The 22,123-nt window shown below is 45.9% G+C and carries 26 protein-coding genes; 10 read left to right on the top strand and 16 right to left on the bottom strand.

Features of this window, described 5'->3' with window-relative positions:
- Window positions 1–20: 20 nt before the first annotated feature.
- From INP83_RS11420 to INP83_RS11410, 3 genes are read right to left on the bottom strand one after another with little or no spacing between them, the layout of a single operon-like run.
- On the bottom strand, window positions 21–1,262 hold the full coding sequence (locus INP83_RS11420) for a sodium:proton antiporter (protein ID WP_219124065.1): 1,242 nt from the start codon (window positions 1,260–1,262) through the stop codon (window positions 21–23).
- Window positions 1,263–1,302: 40 nt separating this feature from the next.
- Window positions 1,303–2,064 carry an HAD-IIB family hydrolase gene (locus INP83_RS11415; protein WP_219124063.1) on the bottom strand — a complete coding sequence of 254 codons (762 nt, stop codon included), beginning with the start codon at window positions 2,062–2,064 and terminating at the stop codon, window positions 1,303–1,305.
- Between the two features lie 4 nt (window positions 2,065–2,068).
- On the bottom strand, window positions 2,069–2,464 hold the full coding sequence (locus tag INP83_RS11410) for a TraR/DksA C4-type zinc finger protein (RefSeq protein ID WP_255563130.1): 396 nt from the start codon (window positions 2,462–2,464) through the stop codon (window positions 2,069–2,071).
- 289 nt (window positions 2,465–2,753) lie between these two features.
- On the opposite strand from INP83_RS11410, the gene INP83_RS11405 reads away from it, so the two are divergent.
- Genes INP83_RS11405 through INP83_RS21365 form a run of 5 tightly spaced genes read left to right on the top strand, consistent with a single transcriptional unit; the run spans window position 2,754 to window position 5,412 of the window.
- Window positions 2,754–3,014: a hypothetical protein gene (locus INP83_RS11405; RefSeq protein ID WP_219124062.1), complete on the top strand. Its 261-nt coding sequence runs from the start codon at window positions 2,754–2,756 to the stop codon at window positions 3,012–3,014.
- A gap of 51 nt (window positions 3,015–3,065) precedes the next feature.
- Window positions 3,066–3,956, top strand: a complete 891-nt coding sequence (locus INP83_RS11400) for an AraC family transcriptional regulator (RefSeq protein ID WP_219124060.1) — start codon at window positions 3,066–3,068, stop codon at window positions 3,954–3,956.
- 20 nt (window positions 3,957–3,976) lie between these two features.
- Entirely contained in the window at window positions 3,977–4,666 is a 690-nt protein-coding gene (locus INP83_RS11395; RefSeq protein ID WP_219124059.1) for a hypothetical protein, read from the top strand.
- 27 nt (window positions 4,667–4,693) lie between these two features.
- Complete coding sequence (locus INP83_RS11390) at window positions 4,694–5,215, top strand: SDR family NAD(P)-dependent oxidoreductase (protein WP_219124057.1); 522 nt, start codon at window positions 4,694–4,696, stop codon at window positions 5,213–5,215.
- The gene (locus INP83_RS21365) at window positions 5,215–5,412 is read left to right on the top strand and encodes a hypothetical protein (protein WP_370630564.1); all 198 of its coding nucleotides are present in this window, start codon (window positions 5,215–5,217) and stop codon (window positions 5,410–5,412) included. The genes INP83_RS11390 and INP83_RS21365 overlap by 1 nt, the downstream gene beginning before the upstream one ends.
- A 529-nt stretch (window positions 5,413–5,941) precedes the next feature.
- Here the strand turns inward: INP83_RS21365 and INP83_RS11380 are convergent.
- On the bottom strand, window positions 5,942–6,187 hold the full coding sequence (locus INP83_RS11380) for a hypothetical protein (RefSeq protein ID WP_219124055.1): 246 nt from the start codon (window positions 6,185–6,187) through the stop codon (window positions 5,942–5,944).
- Window positions 6,188–6,479: 292 nt separating this feature from the next.
- Between INP83_RS11380 and INP83_RS11375 the strand changes: the two genes are divergently transcribed.
- Window positions 6,480–7,376: a hypothetical protein gene (locus INP83_RS11375; protein WP_219124054.1), complete on the top strand. Its 897-nt coding sequence runs from the start codon at window positions 6,480–6,482 to the stop codon at window positions 7,374–7,376.
- 19 nt (window positions 7,377–7,395) lie between these two features.
- Here INP83_RS11375 and INP83_RS11370 read toward each other — a convergent pair whose 3' ends face one another.
- On the bottom strand, window positions 7,396–8,076 hold the full coding sequence (locus tag INP83_RS11370; protein ID WP_219124052.1) for a hypothetical protein: 681 nt from the start codon (window positions 8,074–8,076) through the stop codon (window positions 7,396–7,398).
- A gap of 15 nt (window positions 8,077–8,091) precedes the next feature.
- Window positions 8,092–8,601: a hypothetical protein gene (locus INP83_RS11365; protein WP_219124050.1), complete on the bottom strand. Its 510-nt coding sequence runs from the start codon at window positions 8,599–8,601 to the stop codon at window positions 8,092–8,094.
- Between the two features lie 442 nt (window positions 8,602–9,043).
- Between INP83_RS11365 and INP83_RS11360 the strand changes: the two genes are divergently transcribed.
- A complete protein-coding gene (locus tag INP83_RS11360) occupies window positions 9,044–9,919 on the top strand; it encodes a hypothetical protein (protein ID WP_219124048.1) in 876 nt (291 codons plus the stop codon).
- A gap of 412 nt (window positions 9,920–10,331) precedes the next feature.
- Here INP83_RS11360 and INP83_RS11355 read toward each other — a convergent pair whose 3' ends face one another.
- Window positions 10,332–11,417: a spore photoproduct lyase family protein gene (locus INP83_RS11355; RefSeq protein ID WP_219124047.1), complete on the bottom strand. Its 1,086-nt coding sequence runs from the start codon at window positions 11,415–11,417 to the stop codon at window positions 10,332–10,334.
- A gap of 87 nt (window positions 11,418–11,504) precedes the next feature.
- Window positions 11,505–12,134, bottom strand: a complete 630-nt coding sequence (locus INP83_RS11350) for an alpha-ketoglutarate-dependent dioxygenase AlkB (RefSeq protein ID WP_219124045.1) — start codon at window positions 12,132–12,134, stop codon at window positions 11,505–11,507.
- Window positions 12,135–12,394: 260 nt separating this feature from the next.
- Here INP83_RS11350 and INP83_RS11345 point away from each other — a divergent pair, with 260 nt between their 5' ends.
- Both INP83_RS11345 and INP83_RS11340 read left to right on the top strand, forming a co-directional pair.
- Window positions 12,395–13,480 (top strand): glycosyltransferase family 4 protein, encoded by a 1,086-nt coding sequence (locus INP83_RS11345; protein WP_219124043.1) that lies wholly within the window; start codon window positions 12,395–12,397, stop codon window positions 13,478–13,480.
- Window positions 13,470–14,528: a glycosyltransferase gene (locus INP83_RS11340; protein ID WP_219124041.1), complete on the top strand. Its 1,059-nt coding sequence runs from the start codon at window positions 13,470–13,472 to the stop codon at window positions 14,526–14,528. The genes INP83_RS11345 and INP83_RS11340 overlap by 11 nt, the downstream gene beginning before the upstream one ends.
- A gap of 4 nt (window positions 14,529–14,532) precedes the next feature.
- On the opposite strand, the gene INP83_RS11335 is transcribed toward INP83_RS11340, so the two are convergent.
- The 8 genes from INP83_RS11335 to INP83_RS11300 all read right to left on the bottom strand — a co-directional run bounded on the left by INP83_RS11335 (window position 14,533) and on the right by INP83_RS11300 (window position 21,673).
- Window positions 14,533–15,354: a glycosyltransferase family 2 protein gene (locus INP83_RS11335; protein WP_219124039.1), complete on the bottom strand. Its 822-nt coding sequence runs from the start codon at window positions 15,352–15,354 to the stop codon at window positions 14,533–14,535.
- Between the two features lie 149 nt (window positions 15,355–15,503).
- The gene (locus INP83_RS11330; RefSeq protein WP_219124037.1) at window positions 15,504–17,222 is read right to left on the bottom strand and encodes a glycoside hydrolase family 15 protein; all 1,719 of its coding nucleotides are present in this window, start codon (window positions 17,220–17,222) and stop codon (window positions 15,504–15,506) included.
- Window positions 17,223–17,289: 67 nt separating this feature from the next.
- Window positions 17,290–18,189: an SDR family oxidoreductase gene (locus INP83_RS11325; protein WP_219124035.1), complete on the bottom strand. Its 900-nt coding sequence runs from the start codon at window positions 18,187–18,189 to the stop codon at window positions 17,290–17,292.
- Window positions 18,190–18,260: 71 nt separating this feature from the next.
- A complete protein-coding gene (locus tag INP83_RS11320) occupies window positions 18,261–19,028 on the bottom strand; it encodes an alpha/beta fold hydrolase (RefSeq protein WP_219124034.1) in 768 nt (255 codons plus the stop codon).
- Between the two features lie 8 nt (window positions 19,029–19,036).
- Window positions 19,037–19,846: an SDR family NAD(P)-dependent oxidoreductase gene (locus INP83_RS11315; RefSeq protein ID WP_219124032.1), complete on the bottom strand. Its 810-nt coding sequence runs from the start codon at window positions 19,844–19,846 to the stop codon at window positions 19,037–19,039.
- A 384-nt stretch (window positions 19,847–20,230) separates the two neighbouring features.
- Window positions 20,231–20,662: a hypothetical protein gene (locus INP83_RS11310; protein WP_219124031.1), complete on the bottom strand. Its 432-nt coding sequence runs from the start codon at window positions 20,660–20,662 to the stop codon at window positions 20,231–20,233.
- A 181-nt stretch (window positions 20,663–20,843) separates the two neighbouring features.
- Window positions 20,844–21,125, bottom strand: a complete 282-nt coding sequence (locus tag INP83_RS11305; RefSeq protein ID WP_219124029.1) for a hypothetical protein — start codon at window positions 21,123–21,125, stop codon at window positions 20,844–20,846.
- Entirely contained in the window at window positions 21,122–21,673 is a 552-nt protein-coding gene (locus tag INP83_RS11300) for an RNA polymerase sigma factor (protein WP_219124027.1), read from the bottom strand. The genes INP83_RS11305 and INP83_RS11300 overlap by 4 nt, the downstream gene beginning before the upstream one ends.
- 103 nt (window positions 21,674–21,776) lie before the next feature.
- On the opposite strand from INP83_RS11300, the gene INP83_RS11295 reads away from it, so the two are divergent.
- Window positions 21,777–22,121 (top strand): hypothetical protein, encoded by a 345-nt coding sequence (locus INP83_RS11295; RefSeq protein ID WP_219124025.1) that lies wholly within the window; start codon window positions 21,777–21,779, stop codon window positions 22,119–22,121.
- Window positions 22,122–22,123 lie beyond the last annotated feature (2 nt).

Genomic DNA, 22,123 nt, shown 5'->3' with positions numbered 1-22,123 from the left:
TTTCGAGCGGACCCTGCGGATCATGTTGGTTTGACCAGGAGATTTATAAATTTATTCAAAGTCAATCCCTGGACGACGATCGAGAAGATAACGATGACAAAGCCAGCGGTCAGGATGAGTGGCTTATAGTCCGAATCAGGTAACGACAGCGCAAGCGCGACGGATATTCCTCCTCTCAGACCACCCCAGGTGAGGATAGCCACACTGCTGTATTGCAGGGCGAGTGTTCTTCTCAATAAGGCAACAGGAAGTACGATACTCAGCGCCCGGGCGATCAACAGGATCAGCACCGCAGCACCGCCAATGAGCAGGTAATCCTGGCGGACGTTGATGCTCACCAGTTGAAGCCCGATCAGTACGAAAAGGATGGTATTGAGTAGTTCGTCGGCCAGTGACCATACTTTTTCAAGGTTTTCTCCTTCTGCGATCGATTCGTTCCTTTTAAAAGAATGGCTGCCAATGATCAGCCCGGCAGTGACCACGGCAAGTGGTGCGGACACGTGTAATAAGCCTGCAATAGCAGCAATGCTTAGTACGAGGGTCACCGAGAGCATCACGATCGTTTGAAAGTCACTGATCGCCCGCATCATACGGTAGACGAGCAAACCAAGTACGCCCCCTAAGAGCAGGCCGCCGAAAACTTCCTGGCCAAAAAGCTTTAAGGCTTCTGTAAGTGAAAAATTTTTATCAGGGATACTGGCCACTTCCGAAAAACTGACGAACAGAACGATTCCGATCCCGTCGTTGAACAATGACTCGCCTGAAATGATCGTTTTTAAGCGGTCTGGCATTTTCGATTTGGTCATTAAAGCGGCGACCGCGACGGCATCTGTGGGCGAAATCAAAGCGCCAAAGACCAGGCAATAGATGAATGGCAGTCCGAAGCCCGTTAAATGCAGCAGCTCAAATAGTATTCCCGCAAAGATCAACGTCGAAATGACAACACCCACGGTACTGATCAATAACACCCCTCTGAGATTCTCTTTCAGTTTATTAACATCGAAGTGCAGCGCGCTGGCAAACAACAGGAATCCCAGCATGATATCGAGCAAAGTTTTTGAAAAATCGATCGCGTTGGCCAGCCCCAGGATCAAGCGGCTGAATCCGGGGAACAACGAACCGGTGGCGACGGTAACCAGAGCGGCTAAAATGGCCAATACCATTACACCGATCACGCCCGGCAACTTTATCCAGCGAGCGTTGATGAAGCTAAAGCCTGTGCTTATCGCTATCAGGGAGGTAATGATCAGGATCGTATTCATATGGATCGCTTAGATGTTAGGATACATTTTAAAATATGGCTTAATTGTGCTGCGGCGGCTTAAAACCGAGGCAGACCATGATGCCTTCGATCAACCGCTTGGTATCTTCGGGGCCGCGCGTTTGCAGACAGCTTACACCGGTTTTGTAGGCAGGGTGATCGTTACCACCTGCCATCAGTGCGTCGCCGATAAAGATCATTTCATCTATTTTGATGTTCAGGGTTTTCTTTAGCTTTTTGATGCCGTAAGCTTTATCGATGCCCGGTTTGGTAATATCGATGGAAGTTGCACCGCCCATGTTCACTGCAAAACCTTTCAGGGTCTTATCCAATTTTTTCTTGATCTGTTTGCGCTTTTCAAAATCAGGGTCCCATTTACTCTTTTCCTTGATCGGAGCCGATTGTCCCAATGCGGAGTATGTGATCTGGCTGTCCCGGTCTTCGATCTGCTCGCCCCAGGTCTTTTCGGCTTTGAAGCCGGATGTTGCTACAGCATCGGTCAACTGCTCGATGATCAGCTTTTTTTCCTGTGCAGTAAAGTTTTCGGCATACAGTTGCTGCCATCCGTGATCATAATGATAATATTTCGTTCCGCAGGTCGGCAGTATCGAAAGTTTTTGGAGATCGGTACGTGGCAGGTATGCCAGAACCTGTTTCTGAAATTGCGGCCAGTCTCCACCCGAAATGATAGCGACCCGGGCGACGGTGAGCAAGTTAGACAAGAGGCGTGCCATCTCCTCGTCTATTGCCGCCTTGCTTTCAGCGAGTGTTCCGTCAAGATCGAAAATGACCAGTTTTTTCATACGATCAGGATTGTTTTAATTTGGCTTCCATGGTCTGCGTGGTATGGGGCACCGCGCGAAGGCGCTCTTTCGGGATCAGTTTACCGGTGGTGCGGCAGATGCCGTAAGTTTTGTTATCGATGCGCATCAGGGCAGCTTCCAGTTGCTCGATGAATTTCTTTTGACGTGCTGCCAGTTGGTTGGTCTGCTCTTTTTCCATGGTAGCGGAACCATCCTCCAGTGTCTTACCGGCAATGGCCGCATCGTCACCATTGGAATTGGACGCGCTGAGCGAGCTGGCCAGCTCCGTCAATTCTTCACGTGCCATTTTTATTTTTTCGTTGATCAGTTGCCTGAACTCATTTAGTTCGCTATCACTGTATTTGTTCTTACCACCTTGATTCATGTTCTCTTGTTGCATCTGTCCCTAACAATGCTTTTGTAAAAAGGTTCGCAAGCGCGGTCCGCCGTCTTCACCAGGCTTTCACCAGCCTCCGGTGCTGGTGCAGGAAAGAGCCACCGTATTTGACCGGCCTGAAGCGCGATGGTGTCGGGTAAACAGCCACTTACGCTATCGGACTCGTCCCATAAGTGATGATCAGCGAGGTGGATATCAACCATGTTTGTAACAGCTTGTCGTGAATGATGGGCCTCTGACCGCGGAGAATGAGCAGTGGGATGGCGGATCGGGAGGTAATAGCAAAGGCTGAATGAGGCAGATTTTAAAAAACCGGAATACTTATTTGCGAACCAGCGTGTGGCAGAGGTCTTTAAAAAAAGCGATTGCTGCTGATCTGATCGGGCGTTCCGATCTTCAGCTTGACGATCAGGCCGTAATTGCTAACTTCGCTACGGTGAGTGTGTCAAGAACCGGAAGCAATTTGTACTGTGGAAGGAGTGAAAAGTTGTCGGTAAAAGGTACCGAAGAACGCATCAGGGGCAGCGGTCTGCACCCATCCATAGGCTGGTAATGATTATATTACCATGGTTTGGCTTTCAACAGGCAATAAATTAAGTTGAAGATGAACGATATTCCCTGGCACCAACTGTATGATCGCGCCGATTGCGGCGTGGAGATCGATCATTTTCAACCTGGCGATAGTTATGAGGAAGAAGTGCCGCTGGGTGCGCACCGCGATGATCATTACATCTTTTTCCTCGTTGAATCCGGTAACGCTGAGTTGATGATCGACTTTCAGGTCGTACCCCTGACACCCGGGGCGATCTATTTCATTTTGCCAGGGCAGGTCCATCATCGTATCAAGGCCGAAAAGGCTTATGGGTGGTATCTCGCCATAGATAACGGTTTGCTGAGCGCCGAACAGCGGCATATATTCGAAGCCCGGCTAGCGCTACAACAGCCGGCCGGCCTGAATGCGTACGAACAGCAGCGTTTTTCAGCGGTACTTAGCCTCCTTTACCGACACTATCTGGAGCAGGACGGACAACCGTTCTATCGGCCTATCCTTTACAGCTTTACACAGGTCTTTACCGGTATGGTGGCCGTTTTATACCAAAACGCAGCTGGTACCGGCCTTTCTTCAAATCGTAAAACACAACTGAGCCAGTCATTCAAGTCACTGCTGACCGAAAGGTACAAGACATTGAAAAGCCCTTCCGCTTATGCCGGCTTACTGAATGTTTCCACTGCTTACCTAAACGAGGCACTTAAACATACGACAGGCCTGCCTGTCAGCTACTGGATCATTCAAGCGTTGATGCTGGAAGCCAAACGGTTATTATACTACACCAATACCACGGTCAAAGAGATCGCTTTCGAGTTGGGCTATGAAGACCATACGTATTTCTCACGTCTGTTAAAGAACAGGTTGGGCAGACGCCGCTGGCTTTTCGAGGCGCTTACCGCGAATAGTGCAATCAATACCCTGTTGGCTACCTTGATAGGCAATTAGGGCCGTTGTTCCTTTGTGGTATGGAAACGACAACAATCAATCCTTTTAAAAAAGCCGCCCGATTGCTGAGCGACCGATTGCTGCACCATGGCAGCGTGCTGGATGTACGGCATTGGGCCAATGCAGGCGTAACAGCGGTTGACGTGCATTTCCCTGAGGCTGATATGCGACAATGGCAAGATGTGCCATATATCAAATTCAAGGTCGGGCAGTTCGCCTATCGCGATTATACACCGTTCGGTTGGGATGCTGACACATCGACCTGTTCCTTGCTGATCGATACGGGGCACGCCGGGGCAGGGAGCAACTGGGCCAGACAACTGAGGGTTCAGGACAAGTTGCAATACCTGAAGGTTGACTTTACGCGCCAAATTCCGCATCCCACTGACCTGGTAGTTGGATTGGGTGACAGCAGCAGCCTGGCGCATCTGCTTGCCCTGCGCGGGCTGACCCTGCCGCATAGCCGCTTTGACGGCGCGGTCATCTTGGGCAACCCGGCACAGGCGGAATTCATGCGCAACCATTTCGGTGTGCAATTCGCTACCTTTCACGATCAGGAACAACTAGCATTATGGCTAAAAGAACAGCGTTATTGCCAGCAGCATACCAACTTCTATATCACAGGTGGGAATCGCCTGGTTAGCGGCCTGCGGCAGCATCTGCGTGCTGAAGGATTTGGGCAGATACGCGTCAAAGGGTTTTGGAGATAACAGGATTACTAATTTGAAATGACTATCATGAAAAATATTTTGATCACCGGTGCGAACAAGGGCATCGGCTTTGAGACTGCCAGACAACTCGCGCAGCAGGGACACCGTATTTTTATGGGGAGCCGGGACGCGGACAAGGGTAAAAAAGCCGTTGCCGAATTAAATGAACAAGGGCTGAATGTGGAATTACTGATCATCAATATCTCAGACAGCCAGTCTGTAAAACAAGCGAGGGAGCAATTGGAGCAGCGCGTTAAGGCCCTGGATGTGCTGATTAACAACGCCGGAATTGCAGGCGGGATGCCACAAGACTTCGCCAGCGTCTCCATTGAAAATGTTCGCCAGATCTTTGATACCAACTTTTTCGGAACGGTACAGACTACCCAGGAATTTCTGCCTTTGTTAAAAAGGTCCGAGGATGCTCAGATCATCAATGTATCGAGCGAGGTTGGCTCGATCACCTTACGGACCGCATCTGACCGAAACCTGAACCGCGATCAATACAAGCTTATGGCGCCTCGAAAACAGCGCTTAATGCTTTTACGGTGATGCTGGCCAACGAGCTTCAATCTGACTGTATTCGTGTCAACAGTGTCACGCCTGGCTATACTGCGACCGACCTCAACCAATTCCAGGGCGCCAAAACGCCTGCGCAAGGTGCCCAGCCTATTGTTAAGCTAGCCAACGGGACGGAAAAGCATATAAACGCAAGATTTTTTAACGACGGCGGCGAAGTTTCTTGGTAAATTGAGTTGGGTGAATATTATTCAGATAGGCCGCATGGCTTTAAGTTGAAACAATTACGTCACGAGATACAATCTGTTTAATTGCATCTGGCCGTTGAAATCACAAGGATCGTTCAAAAATTCCCGGCCAATAAAAAAAGCCGCTTCAGGCGGCTTTTTTTATTGGCTTGACTTGCATCAGACATCTTCAGATCCGGATGCAAAAAGTAAAGATGGCTCAGGGATCATTTCTGGCTTACCTGTCAGCTGATCGCATCAATCCGATCAGCATTTAGCCGGTCTTTAGCGGTGGTAAATATGCCGTGCGGCTCACGTTCGTCCACCGTACCCCCAGCGCAGCTAATCCTCTCCCGGCAGCCTGATGACCGGACGCTTTGATGATTACGGAATTTCCTTGATCCGATTGACTTGCATTTAACGCCTCTATTGGGCATTGGTAAACTGGTATTGTCAGCGCGCGTCGGCAGCGTTCATTTATACCGGCTCTTCATAAAATGCATTCGGATGATTGCTGTTCCGTGAAGATTTATCATTCAAAAGCGTTTAAAGTAATGCTAACCAGATAAGGCTCTACCAAGGTGGTTGATCTGAATCCCCTGATCTTTACAATTTTGTTTTGCAGGTTGTCATAAAAAATTTCAGCGTAGAACGAGCCGATACTGTAAAGTTGAATCGTAAATTGATCGTCTGTGCGATATCCCAGATAGACGCCTTCCCACGTAGCGGCCGCCTTATCATGCATATTCATTCCATGAAAATCATACAAAGTGATCATTGTACCATGGCATTAATTAGGAGATCGTGATTCAATAGCTTATTGGACACGTGCAAAGTTAGCGTTTTATCTTTAACACTTACATCTTCTGGGATTCCCTCCCGGAAAAGGCAAATGATCATATTCATTTCAAGTCGCAACACGGTCAGCGCCATGGGTGATGAGTGCATAAAGAAGCGGCAAGGGTATTAATCGCAGCTATATGACGAGTATCGTTAATTAGTCGGCTTCACCCTTACAATACCTTTCGAAAATCTTTAAACAAAATCTTAATTTAGTAGCTCCTACGATCATGCGAAAGTTAAAATACTATCTTATCCTGCTGATTTCTTTCTGTTTTACGCAATTAAAGGCACAAAACGATGCAGGTTACATCGCTACAATGATTACCCGGACCGCAGACAAGGATACAACCCGGATATTGTATTGCCAAAAAAGAACAGGCGAGCGCATTTACGTTTACAAGATTGAGAGCGGTATGGTGAGCTCCGCTACCGAATTCAAAGCAAACCCAACTGCCCTCGGATTGACATTACTGATCAATCCATTGACCAGCGGGCAATTGAGCAAAGACAGCTTATTGTTATCTTTTGATGACAAGACGAACTCGCTGATCGTCAACCGCAGCGACCGATATGCGCTGTTTCCCGACATTTACCCAACAGTCAAAGCACAGTTGGTTCAGCGACACCAGATTATGCGGTTACTCCAACTCTTATCCGACGGGATTGGAGATTATCCGCTTGGCGATATGATACCTTTACTGCTCTTTGCACCCTCGAACACTGAACACATCCGATCTGCCCAGATCGTTACGCGGCGCAGCCAGGCAGCTGTGACCGACCATTGGAACGTCACATACAGCTATCGTAATCATCGGCTGATCACCGTGCGTGCAGCCAGTGAAGAAGGTATACGATTTACCAAAAAAACAAGCTATAATGGAAGGCGCGTTACGGTTTGCAACTATCGCAATATCGAGAGTCGGCAGACTGTAAACCAGACAGTATACTATATCGGTGATCGTCCAGACCGCGTCCGTTTGAAAGAGGACGTTTATGAAACAGGAAAAGACCGTGAAACTCGTGCCGAAATCACGCTGATCCGACAGGAATTAGGTCAGATAGCCCAAGCTAAAATGACTCCGGCGGAAGTTCTGCGGTTGACCACCCTGAACACTAAACACTAAGAGATAAACGATACAAAAATCAATTGTCCTTCTTGTACCAGTCCAGGTCGGTCGTCTGCATCCAATCTCTTGAGACTTTGTCGGCCCTTTTTATTACCGTCAACTCTGCAACCAGGCTGTGACTGTTTTCTACAATATTATAAATGCGGCTGATCCCGGTAGCTTTATCTTCCCAAACGCGGAAACGCTGTTTTTCATCCGCTTTTGGCTGGACGGCATTCCCTTCAGCATCTAAGGTCAGCGATCCATCGGGCCATTTCTTTTCAAAAACGGGGTTTCCCATTTTTTCAAGCTCCTTGCTCAGGGCGGCAGCTTCGACACGTGTATACAAGATTACTTGAAAAAAAACCAGTCTTTTTGAATTTTCTTCATAATGGAATACCGCATAATTGCTGACTTTACCGTCACTTCCGGAAAGATTCACCCCACCATACCGCAGCACTTCCGATGCCCGGCTTTTGATGCGCTCCAGGCCCAGCATGGTTGCATCCGTATCTGTAACGGCTTCAAGTTTTACCTGATAAGCTTTCAATAGTTCTGGCGCATTTTCCTTTAGTTGTAACCTTGCCAGATCAAATGATCCGGTAAAGTTTAAGGGGACTTCCATCGTTTTCGGAATACTGTCACCGCCGGGACCTGTTTTGGAATTTGATTGGCATCCCATGAAGGCTATCAATAGAAAAGGAATCAGGTTCTTCATCAAGGTTATTCTCATTTACAAAATCAAAATTTGATAAATCTCAGGATGGACGGCTTCTGGCGGCTGATGACTGTTAACGGCCACGCGAATATCGGCGCGCTTGGAAGCAGAATACATGACACTAAAACCGACCGGCTCCTTTGGTCGCGGCGGTTCTGTCCCCGCACCAAAAACGTGATCAAAATCTGCATAGGTTAGCTGTCCTTCCAGCTGTGTTGGCAACCGTATGTCAATATAGGAAAAATCTTTGTCCGGTACGATACGTACCTGTACCAGGTTGCAAGCTGCAGGCTTGAATAAACTGTCAACCATCACCATCTCATAGCGTCCAGCATAGTCGTGTAATAAAGCCCTGCTGGCTTCCGGCGCGTGGCTACCTTTCGTGTCAGCCAATTGCTTTACCAACTCCAACAGTATGTTTTTGTCAACACGATCGCGGGAAACATGGCCATGCTTACAGGACCAACACATGATGCCAGTCAAAATCAGGAGTGTATAGTCCCTAAAAAGAGCGTTTCTTTTCATTGCATGCAACGGATAAGCGTACTTGCTGAGTGATGGTCAAGGTAGCTATGATTTCCGTTCGCAGAAACAGAAATGATTTTACATCCAGCACCGTTTGTCCTTTTATCAAAATATATTCGTACAATAAACTATGCTTAACATCGGGGTACATATGCAGTAGCCTGCCAAACACTTACCAGTTCCTGGGTTTGTGTCAACAGTGTCTAGGTCAAGGGGCGCCGTTGTTATAATTTTTTGACCAATTTCACAAATCACCGGAAATTGAATTTGCAGCTCTCCATGAAGGCCTTTAGCAACCGTAAGAATTTCCATGCTATCCTCATCAAAAACTCATCTCAAAGCGGTTCGTTTTTTTATATAAACAATTGGTGAACGTTTTGTTCAAATTGTGGTTAAAGTATAATTACCGATGGGTCCGTATCAGAAAGCCAGCTTGATTTCCGTGGATGAAGCTATCACTCGAGGGCGAAAAATGTTGCTGTTTCCACGCATCCTGATGATTATCGGGTTGTTTTACTTTCTATTTTCTATCGCGCTGTTTTTTATAGCTGTTAAAGACGGTCCTACTTTTACGATTAATGAGTGGCTGATCGCCGCAGGTATCATCTTTATGGGCTTTGTTATAGGCTTCTACCTGCCATTTCGATTGTGGAGTAAGCGGACAACACGATGGAAATTATGGGCATTCGACAACGTAGACAATGTTCACGAATTAAAGATCGCAGCCATACAGGCCAATCTATGTCCGGCTTACGGCACATTTATGGATAAAATACAAATCCATTCTTTCGAAGAAAGGGAGCAATGGCATAAATTACAGGACCGCTTCGACTTTCCCGATACATTCAAGGATGACCCTGCTATACCTTCTGTAACGGTAATCTTTTATAGTGAAGCGCGGCTATCTTTGTATATCCTGTTCAGCTTGCTGTTTATGGTCATGGGTTGCGGACTGGAATATCTGGCGATAAAAAATAACGGTAACATCAGCTTAACACTGATTGCTCCTGTTATCGCAATCGTTGCGTTATACGCTATGGTGATCCATATTAAACGGATGCTGAAAAAGCAACCGGAACTGGTATTGGAGGATCAGGGGATCACGACCCAGGAGACCGGTTTTTTGAATTGGGACCTGATCTATAATGATAAAATCACGAAGGTGGATCGCGGCAAAAGGGGCGTCTTGTTCATTTTCAGTTTTCAGCATCCCGGTGGCCTGGTCAATATTGATATCAGTGATTTTAACATAAGTAAAATCAGACTGGAAAGGCTAATCCGTGTTTACAAAGGTCGATTTGAGTCGGGGCTAAGATAATCAGTGGAAATCAGGTCCGCCAGCCAGTTCAATACAAACCTACCCATTGCCGGACTTCTCCTTAGATGATGGTCGTGATGCCTAAGCATGTAAGTAGAATGGCTTGTGTTTCAAAACCTATACGAAGTGCTTAAATAGGTCCGCGCGGTCAGGCGCAAAGACTATCAGTAATACCTTTGCCAAGCCGCTACAATCAACAATAACTGATTTTTTATACAACGGTGAGGAACACCATCATCGGTGATGTTCAATGATATGCATCCAAACATACCAGGCCAATACGGTCTATCATAAAATAAATACGCACTTTTTGATCATCAGGTAGTCGGCATTACGTCTGTTAGCTGCTATAAATATTCAGCATCTTACGTTGAGGTAGCATAAGATCAGATCAGTCCCGATTACTTCCTTTTTACGTCCAGTACAAAATCTTAGCTTTTGGAAATCGTCTTGCAATTTCCCCCTCAAAGTATAAACGCATTTCTTTCATCAATTCTTTAACAAAGACGTATTTCTGCCCGCCGAATTTGTTTCTTTTTATACTGCGTAGATCTTCACTGAAATCCAGGCTTGTATTTGGATACCAGCTCAACAATGTGTCTCGGGATCCAGGAGTGAACCGATGAGTGATTAATTCAAAGGTCAGGTCGGTCTCAAAATTCAGTGCAGCCGATACCTGATCAAGTAACGCACTGTAATGTATCACCCATTCCGGGATCGGGATAATTGGTGCAAGGACGATGCCGACCGGATATCCCCCACCACCCTGCGTTTTGGGAAGAGCCATTTTTCTCAACGCATGGATACGCGTCGTAATCCCGGAGGTTCCTCCTTCCAGACGTTTAGCAACCACTTCTGCATTCAAACTGCACCTGAACCTGGTCTGCCTGTTATGTGCTAGCTGCAGTAAGGGCTCCACATTGTCGAATTTAGTAACGAATCGTAAGTGTGTGAACGGCTGTTCAGCAAAAAAACGGATGGATTCGCAGAGTCCGCCAGTTAAGTGTTCCAGACTTAGCGGATCGGTATAACAACTGGCTTCGTACGATACCGGCTGACCAAGACGTTGATATCGCTTCGTGCGCTCCAATATCTGTGGAAGGTTAGCAAATACGCGTATGGCAGGCGGTCCGGGCAGGCTTCCCGCGAGATAACAATATTGACAATGCGCCGGGCAACCTTCGGCGAGATGATATTGCCAATCCGCGGACGGTGGGATGGGTCGTAAGTTCATGGCGCTTGGCGGCGCATTCACAATGGCCAGCGTATTTTTAGCAATCCGGTAGGTCTCTCTGTCGTCTTTACCGCGAAGGCCGGTGACGCGGTTATTCTTAGCTACCTCAACAGGTAAATTATAGCTGGTAATCCTTTCATGGATCTGCTGCCCGTACGGTTCTTTCATAGCGTCGGCTGTGAATACCACCCGCTTAGGCATCCATAATTTAAACGGCTTATCAGTATCATGATGCAGCGCTGCACTCCTATCTATCTTATCCAATATGTCTGTTAAGCTCATATTTTTATGCAGACAAAAGCGGTGCCGATTTCGCCATTTTTATTGTTCTTTGAAGCGATATCCTTTGGGCTAAACGGAGGTCACGCCAAATTGCTCTGCTAAAATCCCTGCTACCCGGCCATTCGGATCGATCGGCTTGACCTTCTTAGCGATCACTTTGCGATAAGTAATAGATACCCGTCGTTCCCGCAAAGTGGCAACGCCATCTACCACATCTTTTTTCCTTGGTGCGATGCCATGGCTGAACTTATATCGCGCATCATCCTGCATTAGATATACTGACCTTCTGGGTATCAGGATATCATTAACCTCATAGTCCGGACCTATAAAACGCATGATGCAATCACTGCCCAGATTCACGCCGCAGATTTGGTTTTCGAAATAATTACGGTCTTTATGCGGCTTGATCCCCTCTCCCGGCACGTATTCGTTGATGATCACCTGATCCGGCATGTTTTGGAGAATGCCTTCGTCATGTATGCGCTGAGCAAGTTGACGTAACAGATCAGGCATGGGCACCGGGAATTCCACCAATGCATACGGCTTCTCCAACTCATTACGATAACCGTAGTATTGTAACCTGCGGGCATAATCCACGATCCAGGGCTGGTCATCGATTTTTTTTAGTAAGAGTACCTCCTGCATTTGATCTATATAGTCTTTGAAAAGCGTAAATCCCGCAATTGCTGTTGCTGTCATATTTTTAATTATAGTTGCGCATGATAAGCGTGTAGCAAGCTCAACACGCTTGTTATTGTATCAATTCACCAAGTATGCATGAATGGTGTCCCAGATGCACTTTAGGTAAAGAACAGTTCCAACCATGAATGTTTTTCTTTCTTATTAATAAATATATTTTCATATCATTTTAAGTTCATAACGAATTTATTATCACACATCCGATGCGATGAGTAAAACATCTAAACGTTATTACAGTTGTAATGAGCAAAACTCGGTACATGAATATAGGCATTATCGCTCATCTTAAACATCCGATCCGCAAACCATACATGGGGGGTCTTGAAGCTTTCACACATGATATCTGCCACCGGCTGAAAACCCGGGGACACCAGATCACCCTATATGCGAGTGAACTTTCTGATCCGGAACTGAACGTAAAAGTCATCTTGAGCGATACCGACTATGACAGGGAAACCTTTAGCCGGTTCCGTTCCCACGAATTGAGCGAGGACTTTATTTCGACCCACCACGCATACCTGGAGACCATGCAGGATATTGACGGTCAAGAACACGATATCATATTCAATAACAGTCTGAACTATGTTCCGATCACTATGGCCTCCTTGATCCGTACGCCCATGGTCACGGTACTGCATACGCCACCTATATTCGAACTCAAAAGGGCGATGGCGCATGAACAGAAATTAGGGCAGATCAGGTATGTAAGCGTTTCCAGACCGAACGCAGATGCCTGGAAGCCATTTTTGAAAGATTGCCAGGTGATCCACAACGGAGTTGATACAAAGAGCTGGACCTTCAACGCCAAGCCGACCGGCGGTTATGTAATCTGGTTTGGTCGTATTCACCCTGACAAGGGAACTCACCTAGCTATTCAGGCTGCCAAAGAAGCTGGACGCAGGATCAAGATCGCCGGGACAATAGCTGATCGCAACTATTATGACACGTATGTCGCGCCCTTACTCGATGAAAACGTAGACGTACTTGGCGCCTGTAACCATGATCAACTCAACGAATTGATCGGCAATGCTGATGTAAGTGTGATCACTCCTTGCTGGGACGAACCTTTCGGGCTGGTGGTGGCAGAAAGCCTGGCATGTGGAACGCCGGTAGCAGGGATATCACGCGGCGCGCTGCCTTTTATATTATGCAAAGAAACCGGCTGTCTGACCACAAGTAACCGAACTGATGAACTTGCAGCTTGCATCGACAAAGCCGCTTCGCTTGACCGTCAAAAATGCCGGGAAAGAGCCGAACTCACATTGGACGCAGAACATATGGTCGATGCGTATGAAGCACTCTTTGAAAAAGTTGTGTCAAAGTCCAATTTGGCCGATGTCAGTTAATATCGCCTACTACGTACATCATCACGGCTCGGGTCATGTGATGCGCGCTATTTCCATCTGCCGTGCGCTCGCCGATTACAACATCACCTTTTTAGGCAGTAATCTGGAGGGCTATATGACCCTGATGCCTCCAAATGTAAAGTGTATCCATTTACCAATGGATACAGCTGCCGAAAGGGACAAGCATCACCTGCCGCATAACCCGGTCGGATCACTTCATTATGCGCCTTTGAACGTAACTGGTCTTCGTGAACGTATCGGCATGATCACGGAATTCTTTAATGCGCATTACCCGCTGTTACTCATTGTGGATGTATCTGTTGAGGTTACACTACTAGCGCGCCTTTGCGGCGTACCTACCATTGTGATGCGGCAGCATGGCGATCGGTACGATCAGGCGCACCTGGCTGCCTACCAAAGTGCTAGCGCGTTAATGGCGCCATATCCCGACGTCATGCAACGACGTGAAGCGAAATGGCTGACGGAGAAAACCATTTATACCGGCGGATTTAGCCGTTATCATGGATTCATGGAGGATGAAAAACCCGGACAGGATCTCACGGTTGCCGTGCTGACCGGCAGCGGCGGAACAAGTATTGATCTGCAATTTATCTCACACCTCGCGTATAGCTGTAAAAATTGGCATTTTGTGGTTATTGGTCTACGAACACCTGAGATAAGTGGTATGCCCGATAACATAACTTTTCATGGCCGTGTGCGGGATCCGTTCGAATTACTGACCAGTGCCAAGATCGTTATAGGTAATGCAGGGCACAATACCGTAATGGAAATGGGTTCTTTGAATAAGCGCTTTATCGCTATTCCGGAAGACCGGCCTTTCAATGAACAATTGGAAAAGGCCTTATTATTACAGGAACTTGGTCTAGCAACTGTCGTTGAACCAAAAGCTTTTTATCATACCGATTGGCCGATATTGCTGTCTGAAACCGCTCAATCCTTACCGAACTGGACAGGCATCATCGTTCCTGATGCGATACAGCGTGCGGCTGACGGCATCCTTTCGGTATACAAGTCCTTATTCAACTGATTTATCAGACTTTCAAACACGCTTCGATTTCTTTGGCAGTTGGCAGCACTTTCAAGTCTATGTGATCTTGCTTCCAATTAATGTAACCGCCGTCTAAAAATTTTTTTAGCCAGCCGGTCATTGGCCACACCCCCCATTTGGATCTGAAGATTGCTGCATTTTTGATGATATCTTCCAGATGATTTAAGGGAGGCGCATAGCTAGGATGATACTGATGGTAAGCGACCGCATCCAGCCAATGAATGGGAACGCCCTTTTCACGGGCAGAAAAGGCAAAATCAGTATCCTCTCCGCCGTACCCTGTAAAAGCAGTATCGAAACCACCAATACGCTTGAATGTCGTTTTTGTGCATCCAAAGTTGAGCGACCAAAAAAGCTCATAGGTGATCTCTTCGTCCACCTGCCTGATCGGGTCGGCATCACTCACTTCGTTCAGGCTGGAGAATAAATCAGAAGCTTCCGTCGCGCCTTTTCTGAGGTATCGTACCAACCCTGTCCACAAGGTTTCCGGTAGAGCAGCGGTTTGCAGGTATTGTGCAACAAGGTCAGTTGACGGTATACAATCAACATCTAAAAATATCAGGTGCTCAAAGCTGGCTTGCTCGGCCGCGAGATTCCGTGCTTCTGCAAGCGGCAAAAAACCATGACGATCGATCCGGGCAGTTCTGACGGGAAATTGTGTAGTCGGCAATTCGGAAATATCCTCATTCATGAATATGACTACCACTTCATCGGGTAGATGCGTGGATAGCTCAAGTCCATGTAGCATATTGATCAGCGCAGGTAGCCTGTCGTGGACGATAGTAAGTATCGATATAGGTGTCATAGTTCAGTATTGCTGTTTAGCATCAAAGGTATTTGCATGAAGTTTTAGTCAATCGATATATTATGTTACAAATCTATTCATCGTCAGTGTGTGTGCGGTTGATGGGTGCATCCATGGCATAGCCGTAATGGATGATGTCTTATAACAAGTTATATATGATCAGCTGTCAAATTTTTAAATGCATTTACAGCACATATAAAGGAAGAATGCACAAATGTTTGCGGGAAGTTGCCCAGCATGATCCTATTCTTGAGATCATATTCTTCGCTTAAATAACCAAGGTCATTAGCGCAATTGATCACCGCTTTCAATATAGTTTCAGCTTTCGTTAGCCTTCCGGCAAGCGTATAATAATGAGCCATCCAACAACTGGCGGCCAGGAATACTCCTTCTTTAGCTGCGTCAAATTCCAGTAAATGACGGTGGTAAAGGTCACCTTCGCTGTGACGTTCTTCAATAGCCGTTACGCTCGCTCTGAGATGATCATTACCGGCATCCACAAAGCCAAAAGGCGCGAATAACGCGCAGGAAATATCTACATCTTCAGAACCCGCATGAACAGCAAAAGCACCGTAGCTGGTTATGCAATTGTCTTCAATGAAATTCCTGATCAATTCAGCATTATGACGCCATCGTTGTGCAACCTCTTTGTCGTCTTGATAAGGTGCCATTACTTCCAGCGCCCGGGCAGCCAAGGCTTTACTGGAGGTGTAATGCTGCACTTGCTCTTCTTCCCATATGCCGTTGTCTTTGCGTTCCCAATTCTTGCAGATGTAGTCAGCAATAGCTTCAACCGTTTCCCATTCCGGCCGTTCGTCGGTCTTGGCATAAATGGCGCCACATGCCAAAAGAATACTGGCTTCAGCGTCTAATTGAAACTGGTCTGCAGCCGTATTACCAGCCATAACAGGTTGACTGTTCTGATAACCATTTACCGGAAGATATTTCACCTCTTTCCTGATGGACTGGTCAATACCGTAAAAACAGGATACATGGGATTGCCGATTTTTGTGCATTGCGCCTGATACGAATGACATGAAAGCTCTCTCAACCTTTCCGTCTGTTCGCAAGCCCACCAACGAGGAAGTGATGAGCGCTGCATCACGCATCCACACGTACCGGTAATCATAATTCCTTTCACCGCCAATTACTTCCGGCAGGCCGGTGGTCGGTGCGGCGATAATACCGCCGGTCGGTTCATAAACCATTTGCTGCAAAGCGCGTAGTGAGTTACGGACCTCATTTTCAAAAGGCCCCTCATAATCAATATGCCCTTTTATTTTTTCCCAGGCTGCAAGCGTTGATAATAGCGCATTCTCCAACATGTCATCATCCATTTGGTCAGTATCGACCAGGGCAGCCCAGCCATGCTGGCCAGCCGGAATAGTATACTTGATCATATCACCATCAACCGAAAGCTCATGCGTGCTATGCACCCAAAGATCCGGATCTGACAGATAGATGGTATGGGAATCCGTCTGTCTGATATGCATATCCTTCGTTCCGTATACTTTTCTCAAGTAAATATGTCCGGTCATATCCGCAGGCGCTTTCGAGATCATCCTGCAAATCCCTTTAAACGGTGTGCCGATCGGCATAAAGTCTGTTAACGAGAATGTTTCGTCCTTTACCTTGAATTGCGTAGTTAATATGCTGCTTCTATCTTCATATGCACGTGATTCATAAGTCCGCTCTTGAGATTTGATCTCCCAGTAACCGCCTTTCTTCTCATCAACCAATGAAGAAAAAATGGCATCACGGTCAAAGGCACCGGGGCAGTACCAGCTTATCGTACCTTCTTTATCAAGTATCGCACAGGTGTGCCTGTCACTTATGACGGCCAGCGAAGATATGAATGGTTGTTTCATGTAATGTGATGGGCTAATAAAAAGCCGGGCTGATACACAGCCCGGCACGGATGATTAAATAATTGGCTTACGGGTGGCCATTGCCACCTGCTGCACCATAAACCTGGCCGGTTGCATAACTTGCGTCAGCATCGGCTAATTGTACAAATATTGAAGCCAGCTCTGCAGGTTGGCCCGGACGGCCTAGTGGCGTCACTGCGCCGAATTTTTCGATAGCATCCTGAGGTTGCCCGCCACTTACCTGCAATGGTGTCCATACCGGGCCGGGTGCAACGCCATTGACCCTGATTCCTTTTGGCCCAAGCTGCTTTGCTAATGACTTAACGTAAGCTACGTTCGCAGCCTTGGTTTGGGCGTAATCAAAAAGGTTCTCTGATGGATCATAGGCTTGAACAGAGGTAGTAGCTATAATAGCTGATCCTTCCGGCAAATGAGGTAACGCGGCTTTGGTGATCCAGAATGGCGCGTAGATGTTCGTTTTGATGGTCGCATCAAAACCTTCTTCCGTGATGTCCAAAATAGAATCAACGGCTTGCTGTCTGCCGGCGTTATTCACTAATATATCTAGTCCGCCAAGTTCCGACACAGCGGTTGCAACCAATTCTTTGCAGAATTCCGGATCCGTGATATCCCCGGGAATGGCCACGCCTTTTTGTCCGGCTGCCTGTATCAAAGCAATTACTTCATCAGCATCACTTTGTTCTTCCGGAAGGTAGTTAATTACGACATCTGCACCCTCACGTGCATAGGCAATTGCAGCAGCACGACCTATCCCAGAGTCACCACCGGTGATGAGCGCCTTACGACCTTCCAATCTTCCCGACCCTTTATAACTTTCTTCACCATGATCTGGCAGCGGTTTCATTTTCGATGCAAGGCCAGGTACTTCCTGCGGTTGCCTGTCAAACGGTGGTGCAGGATATTTACCTGCAGGGTTTTCCAGTTTTTTCTTTGTTGTTTCTGACATGTTTTTCTTATTGGATAATTTTTGATGTTATAACGCAACAGGATTCTCTACTACATTGTTGGCTTTTAATTTTAATTAATTGCTGGTGATAATAATTTCCCGATCGTAATAGCCAGCCAGATGGGATTTTCCAGTTGCATCAAATGACCGATGCCAGAGGTCCAAATCACTTTTGAATTCTTCGGTAAGTTAGGGATGGTTTCTTCCTCGGTCATTTCCGTTTTGATGGCCGGGTCATCTGACGATACGATGAGATCTACCGGTATATGGATATTCTTTGCGTGATCAGCGATCGACTCACGCATACCTTCGTTGAGCCACCACTGCCAGGTCCCGTTGTCAACAGCAAGCTGCGTTTCAACTGCCGTTTGCAAACGTTCACCGGATAATTTTTGAATTGTTCCTTTATCGACTGTGACCAGAGCCTGCTTTTCATTAGGATGGATGAGCATACGCTTTTTCTCTTCATCAGGCATGCGCTCGATGGTTGGTGGCGAAGGTGCTAACAATAGCAGTCGCTGCAAATTTTCATCTAAATTAAGACGGTGGGCAACCTTCATAGCAATCTTGCCACCCATGGAATGGCCCACCAGTATGAATGCGCGGTCTGGGTATTGACGCTTCACCTGTCCGATCACATTTTTGGCCATCGTTTCAATAGACAGGTCAACTAAAGGTTCTGATCCGCCGAATCCGGGAAGGTCTAAAGCCAGGCAATCATGATCATGGCTTAGTTCATCGATCAGCCATTGCCAACTTTTTGCAGCACCACCGAAGTAGTGTAAAAACACCAGGGCCGGCTTTGCCGACCTTAGTGAAGATTGATCTGTTGTTGTCATCAGCATATTTAAAACGCTGATTCCACGGCTCCGCCATCTACGCGGTAATTGCTGCCATTAACATAGCTGCAAAGGTCTGATGAAAGAAACGCGATTACAGCTGCTACCTCCTCGGGTTTACCCCGCCTGCCTACGGCAATGTGCGGACGCTTGTTTGCCAGGAACCATTTGACAGCTTCTTCACGATCTGTACCGCGTTTTTCAGCAAGTTCATCCATCATTGCATTGGTCATTGGTGACTCTACATAAGCTGGTGATACGCAGTTAAAAAGCAAACCATCTTTGGAATAAGAGCGGGACAAACACTTACTCAAATTGATAATACCGGCTTTACAGGCATTATAAGGACTTTCTTCTTCATAAGGTTGATAGGCATTCTCAGAGGCGATCAGTACCACTCTTCCCCAACCATTAGCTTGCAGTTGAGGGATAAAAGCCCGGCATAAGCGTACGGCACCCATCAGATCTGTATTGATCGTCTGCATCCAGTCTTCATCGGTTAAAGTCAGAAAGTCGCCGGCCGCACCTCTGGCACCTGCGCAGTTAATCAGAATATGTGCTCCGCCAAACCTGCTTTTTACTTGTTCGGCAAGATCTAAAACATTTTGATTATCGTCCTGGTCACAGGCAAGCGCGAGGATTTCCACATGCGGATATGCAGTTTTTAACTTTTCTGCAGCCTCTGAAACGCTATCCTTTTCCTTGTCAGCTAAGATGATGTTAACGCCCTCTGCTGCCAATAGTTCAGCTGTAGCGTAACCAATTCCCGAATCTCCTCCGGTGATCACGGCCACTTTGTTTTCAATATTGAATTTCATAAGTATAGATTAGGTGTTCTACACTTCAATGATGTTGCCGTTTTGCGAGGTAAATGTTCATTTTCATTGAGGGAAAATTACAGCAACTCAAAACACAACCAATAGCTATAGTAATTATCCATCAGCGCGATAAATTTATGGCTAACCCTGGTTTGACACTATGATTAATGTATAGTAAAAGCATCTGATCTATAATTAAACGGACATACCTTTCGATATGAATCGTGTAGGAATGTAAGGTAGGTGGTATTAAGTTGGATCACAACCTATCGGATTTTGTAAGAAAAATAAGATTGTCTTCTACCAATTCAATTATCCTGTGGAAGCCATCGCATTAAGCATTTTTTAAGCATAAAAAAAGGCGCAGTCCTCACAACTGCGCCTTTAAGCAAATGATTTTATTTTTACTTGCCACTTTTTTTTCTGCCGTCGAACAAGGAATTTATGATCAATTACCGGGTCGATTATCTGGAGCAGCTGGTTCCAGCGCTTAGAAAAGAAATTTTGACCATCGTCGCTGCTATTCAGCTGTTCATCAATTGCAAAACCTTCGCGTGAGGTATATCTAACCCGGCCGAATGATTTAAGCTTATAATCATAGATGATTTGAGCCAGCGCCGTACTCCAACAACCGAATCGCATATGATCAGGGGTGTAACGTTCGAATCCCCCCATTTGCTTGCAATGAGTTTGTAAGAGGACGCTGTCGGATGATGGATTTTTGCCTGAAAGACCAATAACGTCTGTTCCGGCGAAGAGGTAGGTACTAAATAGGGCTGCTAAAACGGTAAGCGTTATCCAAGTTGATTTTCCCATTGTTGTGTTTTGAAAACAAAAAAACAATGCTTCAACTGCTTTGACCACTATCCGGTCGATCTCACATATTACCTAATATCTTTTGCAAAAGGATTAAGCTTTTCGCTCACGCTCGAAATACCGATGATAGTAATTAAGAATACGATAACCCATTTAAAATTGTTCAAAACAGATACGATTTTTAATGTAAGCAAATTATCCATGGAAAGTGATACGACAATAAGAATAAAAAAGCAATTGTCAAACTAACCGCTACAGCTAAATAAGTCTTTATTGTAGTTTTACGTTCAACGTTATTTTGAACAGATACCATTACCTCCTGTGCTAGGTTGTCAACACTGACATCAGGTAATTTCGACAATTCTCGGTAAACCGTTTGATATATTAGCACCTCATCATCTGGTTCAATAATTACATGGCCTTCCAGAAGTCGTTGAATTTGTTCATCTGTTAATTTTTTCATTTTACTTTTCCTAAGTAGTGCTGTAATCTCACCTTAAGCATTTTTCTCGCCCGGTATAAATAGTTTTTTACTGTTCCTTCCGGCATGCCGGTTATATCCTCTATCTCCTGATACGAAAATTCATTCAAGTGATAAAGCGTTAAAATCGTGCGATAAGCCAGTGGTAATTTACTGATTAGGTATTGCAAAAAAGCTGCTTCGCTTTTTAAATTCAAAATATGTTCCGGCGTTTCATGCTCGGTCAGGTCATTTTCTTTCAGATCCAAATGAACAACGTTTTTGTTATTATATTTCTTGATATAATTTATTGAGCTGCTATACGCAATCTTCGCTATCCAGGTAGATAGTTTAGCCTGATAATTGAATTTGCTGAGGTTTTGATAAACCTTGATAAATTCTTCTTGGCTAACATCTTTGATATCTTCATCGTTGCCGATAACACGTGCTACCATGTGCGTTACCAACCGTTCATGTTCCTGAACTAACTGCTTATATGCACCAAGGTTCCCGGCCAGTATTTTATCTATAAGCACTTTGTCCGTATACATGAGCTTTGTTAGACAAGAAATATCCCCTAAATGTTGCAATTAAATTTATGCAACATTTTATGGTTAAGCTTTGTCTAACGGGGCATATCAACACATAAACACTATGGATAGTAATACCAGCGTAGCGATCATGTTTTCAAGTGCATTTAGCGCTGCTGCATTTATCGTTAACTTTTTACTTGACTACAGGCTAAAATCAAAACTGTTAAGATCAGGTTTAATGGACACAGAGATACTGAAGTTGATCGACCAGGTTAGCGCTGATTCCAGACGCAAAGTGTTAAAATGGGCTTTGTTGGTTTTTTTTGGTGGCTTGGGGTTGATCGTACTTCAATATTTCCGGTATGAGTTAAATGATCCGCTTCCCTATGGCATCGAAGCTATTTTTATTTCAGCAGGTCTCTTTGTTTATTATCTGCTGCTCTCCAGAAAGACTATCAATAATTAAGT

This window comes from Mucilaginibacter sp. 21P (assembly GCF_019331605.1).
In the GTDB taxonomy this organism is placed as follows: Bacteria; Bacteroidota; Bacteroidia; order Sphingobacteriales; family Sphingobacteriaceae; genus Mucilaginibacter; species Mucilaginibacter achroorhodeus.
Note: the sequence above shows the minus strand (reverse complement) of the source record. Positions and strands in the feature narration are given on the sequence as shown.

What these genes read in the sequence shown, in the direction of transcription:
- INP83_RS11420 (WP_219124065.1), bottom strand. Translation starts at nt 1,262, where the DNA reads ATGAATACGATCCTGATCATTACCTCCCTGATAGCGATAAGCACAGGC.
- INP83_RS11415 (WP_219124063.1), bottom strand. Translation starts at nt 2,064, where the DNA reads ATGAAAAAACTGGTCATTTTCGATCTTGACGGAACACTCGCTGAAAGC.
- INP83_RS11410 (WP_255563130.1), bottom strand. Translation starts at nt 2,464, where the DNA reads ATGCAACAAGAGAACATGAATCAAGGTGGTAAGAACAAATACAGTGAT.
- INP83_RS11405 (WP_219124062.1), top strand. Translation starts at nt 2,754, where the DNA reads ATGAGGCAGATTTTAAAAAACCGGAATACTTATTTGCGAACCAGCGTG.
- INP83_RS11400 (WP_219124060.1), top strand. Translation starts at nt 3,066, where the DNA reads ATGAACGATATTCCCTGGCACCAACTGTATGATCGCGCCGATTGCGGC.
- INP83_RS11395 (WP_219124059.1), top strand. Translation starts at nt 3,977, where the DNA reads ATGGAAACGACAACAATCAATCCTTTTAAAAAAGCCGCCCGATTGCTG.
- INP83_RS11390 (WP_219124057.1), top strand. Translation starts at nt 4,694, where the DNA reads ATGAAAAATATTTTGATCACCGGTGCGAACAAGGGCATCGGCTTTGAG.
- INP83_RS21365 (WP_370630564.1), top strand. Translation starts at nt 5,215, where the DNA reads ATGCTGGCCAACGAGCTTCAATCTGACTGTATTCGTGTCAACAGTGTC.
- INP83_RS11380 (WP_219124055.1), bottom strand. Translation starts at nt 6,187, where the DNA reads ATGATCACTTTGTATGATTTTCATGGAATGAATATGCATGATAAGGCG.
- INP83_RS11375 (WP_219124054.1), top strand. Translation starts at nt 6,480, where the DNA reads ATGCGAAAGTTAAAATACTATCTTATCCTGCTGATTTCTTTCTGTTTT.
- INP83_RS11370 (WP_219124052.1), bottom strand. Translation starts at nt 8,076, where the DNA reads ATGAAGAACCTGATTCCTTTTCTATTGATAGCCTTCATGGGATGCCAA.
- INP83_RS11365 (WP_219124050.1), bottom strand. Translation starts at nt 8,601, where the DNA reads ATGAAAAGAAACGCTCTTTTTAGGGACTATACACTCCTGATTTTGACT.
- INP83_RS11350 (WP_219124045.1), bottom strand. Translation starts at nt 12,134, where the DNA reads ATGACAGCAACAGCAATTGCGGGATTTACGCTTTTCAAAGACTATATA.
- INP83_RS11345 (WP_219124043.1), top strand. Translation starts at nt 12,395, where the DNA reads ATGAATATAGGCATTATCGCTCATCTTAAACATCCGATCCGCAAACCA.
- INP83_RS11340 (WP_219124041.1), top strand. Translation starts at nt 13,470, where the DNA reads ATGTCAGTTAATATCGCCTACTACGTACATCATCACGGCTCGGGTCAT.
- INP83_RS11335 (WP_219124039.1), bottom strand. Translation starts at nt 15,354, where the DNA reads ATGACACCTATATCGATACTTACTATCGTCCACGACAGGCTACCTGCG.
- INP83_RS11330 (WP_219124037.1), bottom strand. Translation starts at nt 17,222, where the DNA reads ATGAAACAACCATTCATATCTTCGCTGGCCGTCATAAGTGACAGGCAC.
- INP83_RS11325 (WP_219124035.1), bottom strand. Translation starts at nt 18,189, where the DNA reads ATGTCAGAAACAACAAAGAAAAAACTGGAAAACCCTGCAGGTAAATAT.
- INP83_RS11320 (WP_219124034.1), bottom strand. Translation starts at nt 19,028, where the DNA reads ATGACAACAACAGATCAATCTTCACTAAGGTCGGCAAAGCCGGCCCTG.
- INP83_RS11315 (WP_219124032.1), bottom strand. Translation starts at nt 19,846, where the DNA reads ATGAAATTCAATATTGAAAACAAAGTGGCCGTGATCACCGGAGGAGAT.
- INP83_RS11310 (WP_219124031.1), bottom strand. Translation starts at nt 20,662, where the DNA reads ATGGGAAAATCAACTTGGATAACGCTTACCGTTTTAGCAGCCCTATTT.
- INP83_RS11305 (WP_219124029.1), bottom strand. Translation starts at nt 21,125, where the DNA reads ATGAAAAAATTAACAGATGAACAAATTCAACGACTTCTGGAAGGCCAT.
- INP83_RS11300 (WP_219124027.1), bottom strand. Translation starts at nt 21,673, where the DNA reads ATGTATACGGACAAAGTGCTTATAGATAAAATACTGGCCGGGAACCTT.
- INP83_RS11295 (WP_219124025.1), top strand. Translation starts at nt 21,777, where the DNA reads ATGGATAGTAATACCAGCGTAGCGATCATGTTTTCAAGTGCATTTAGC.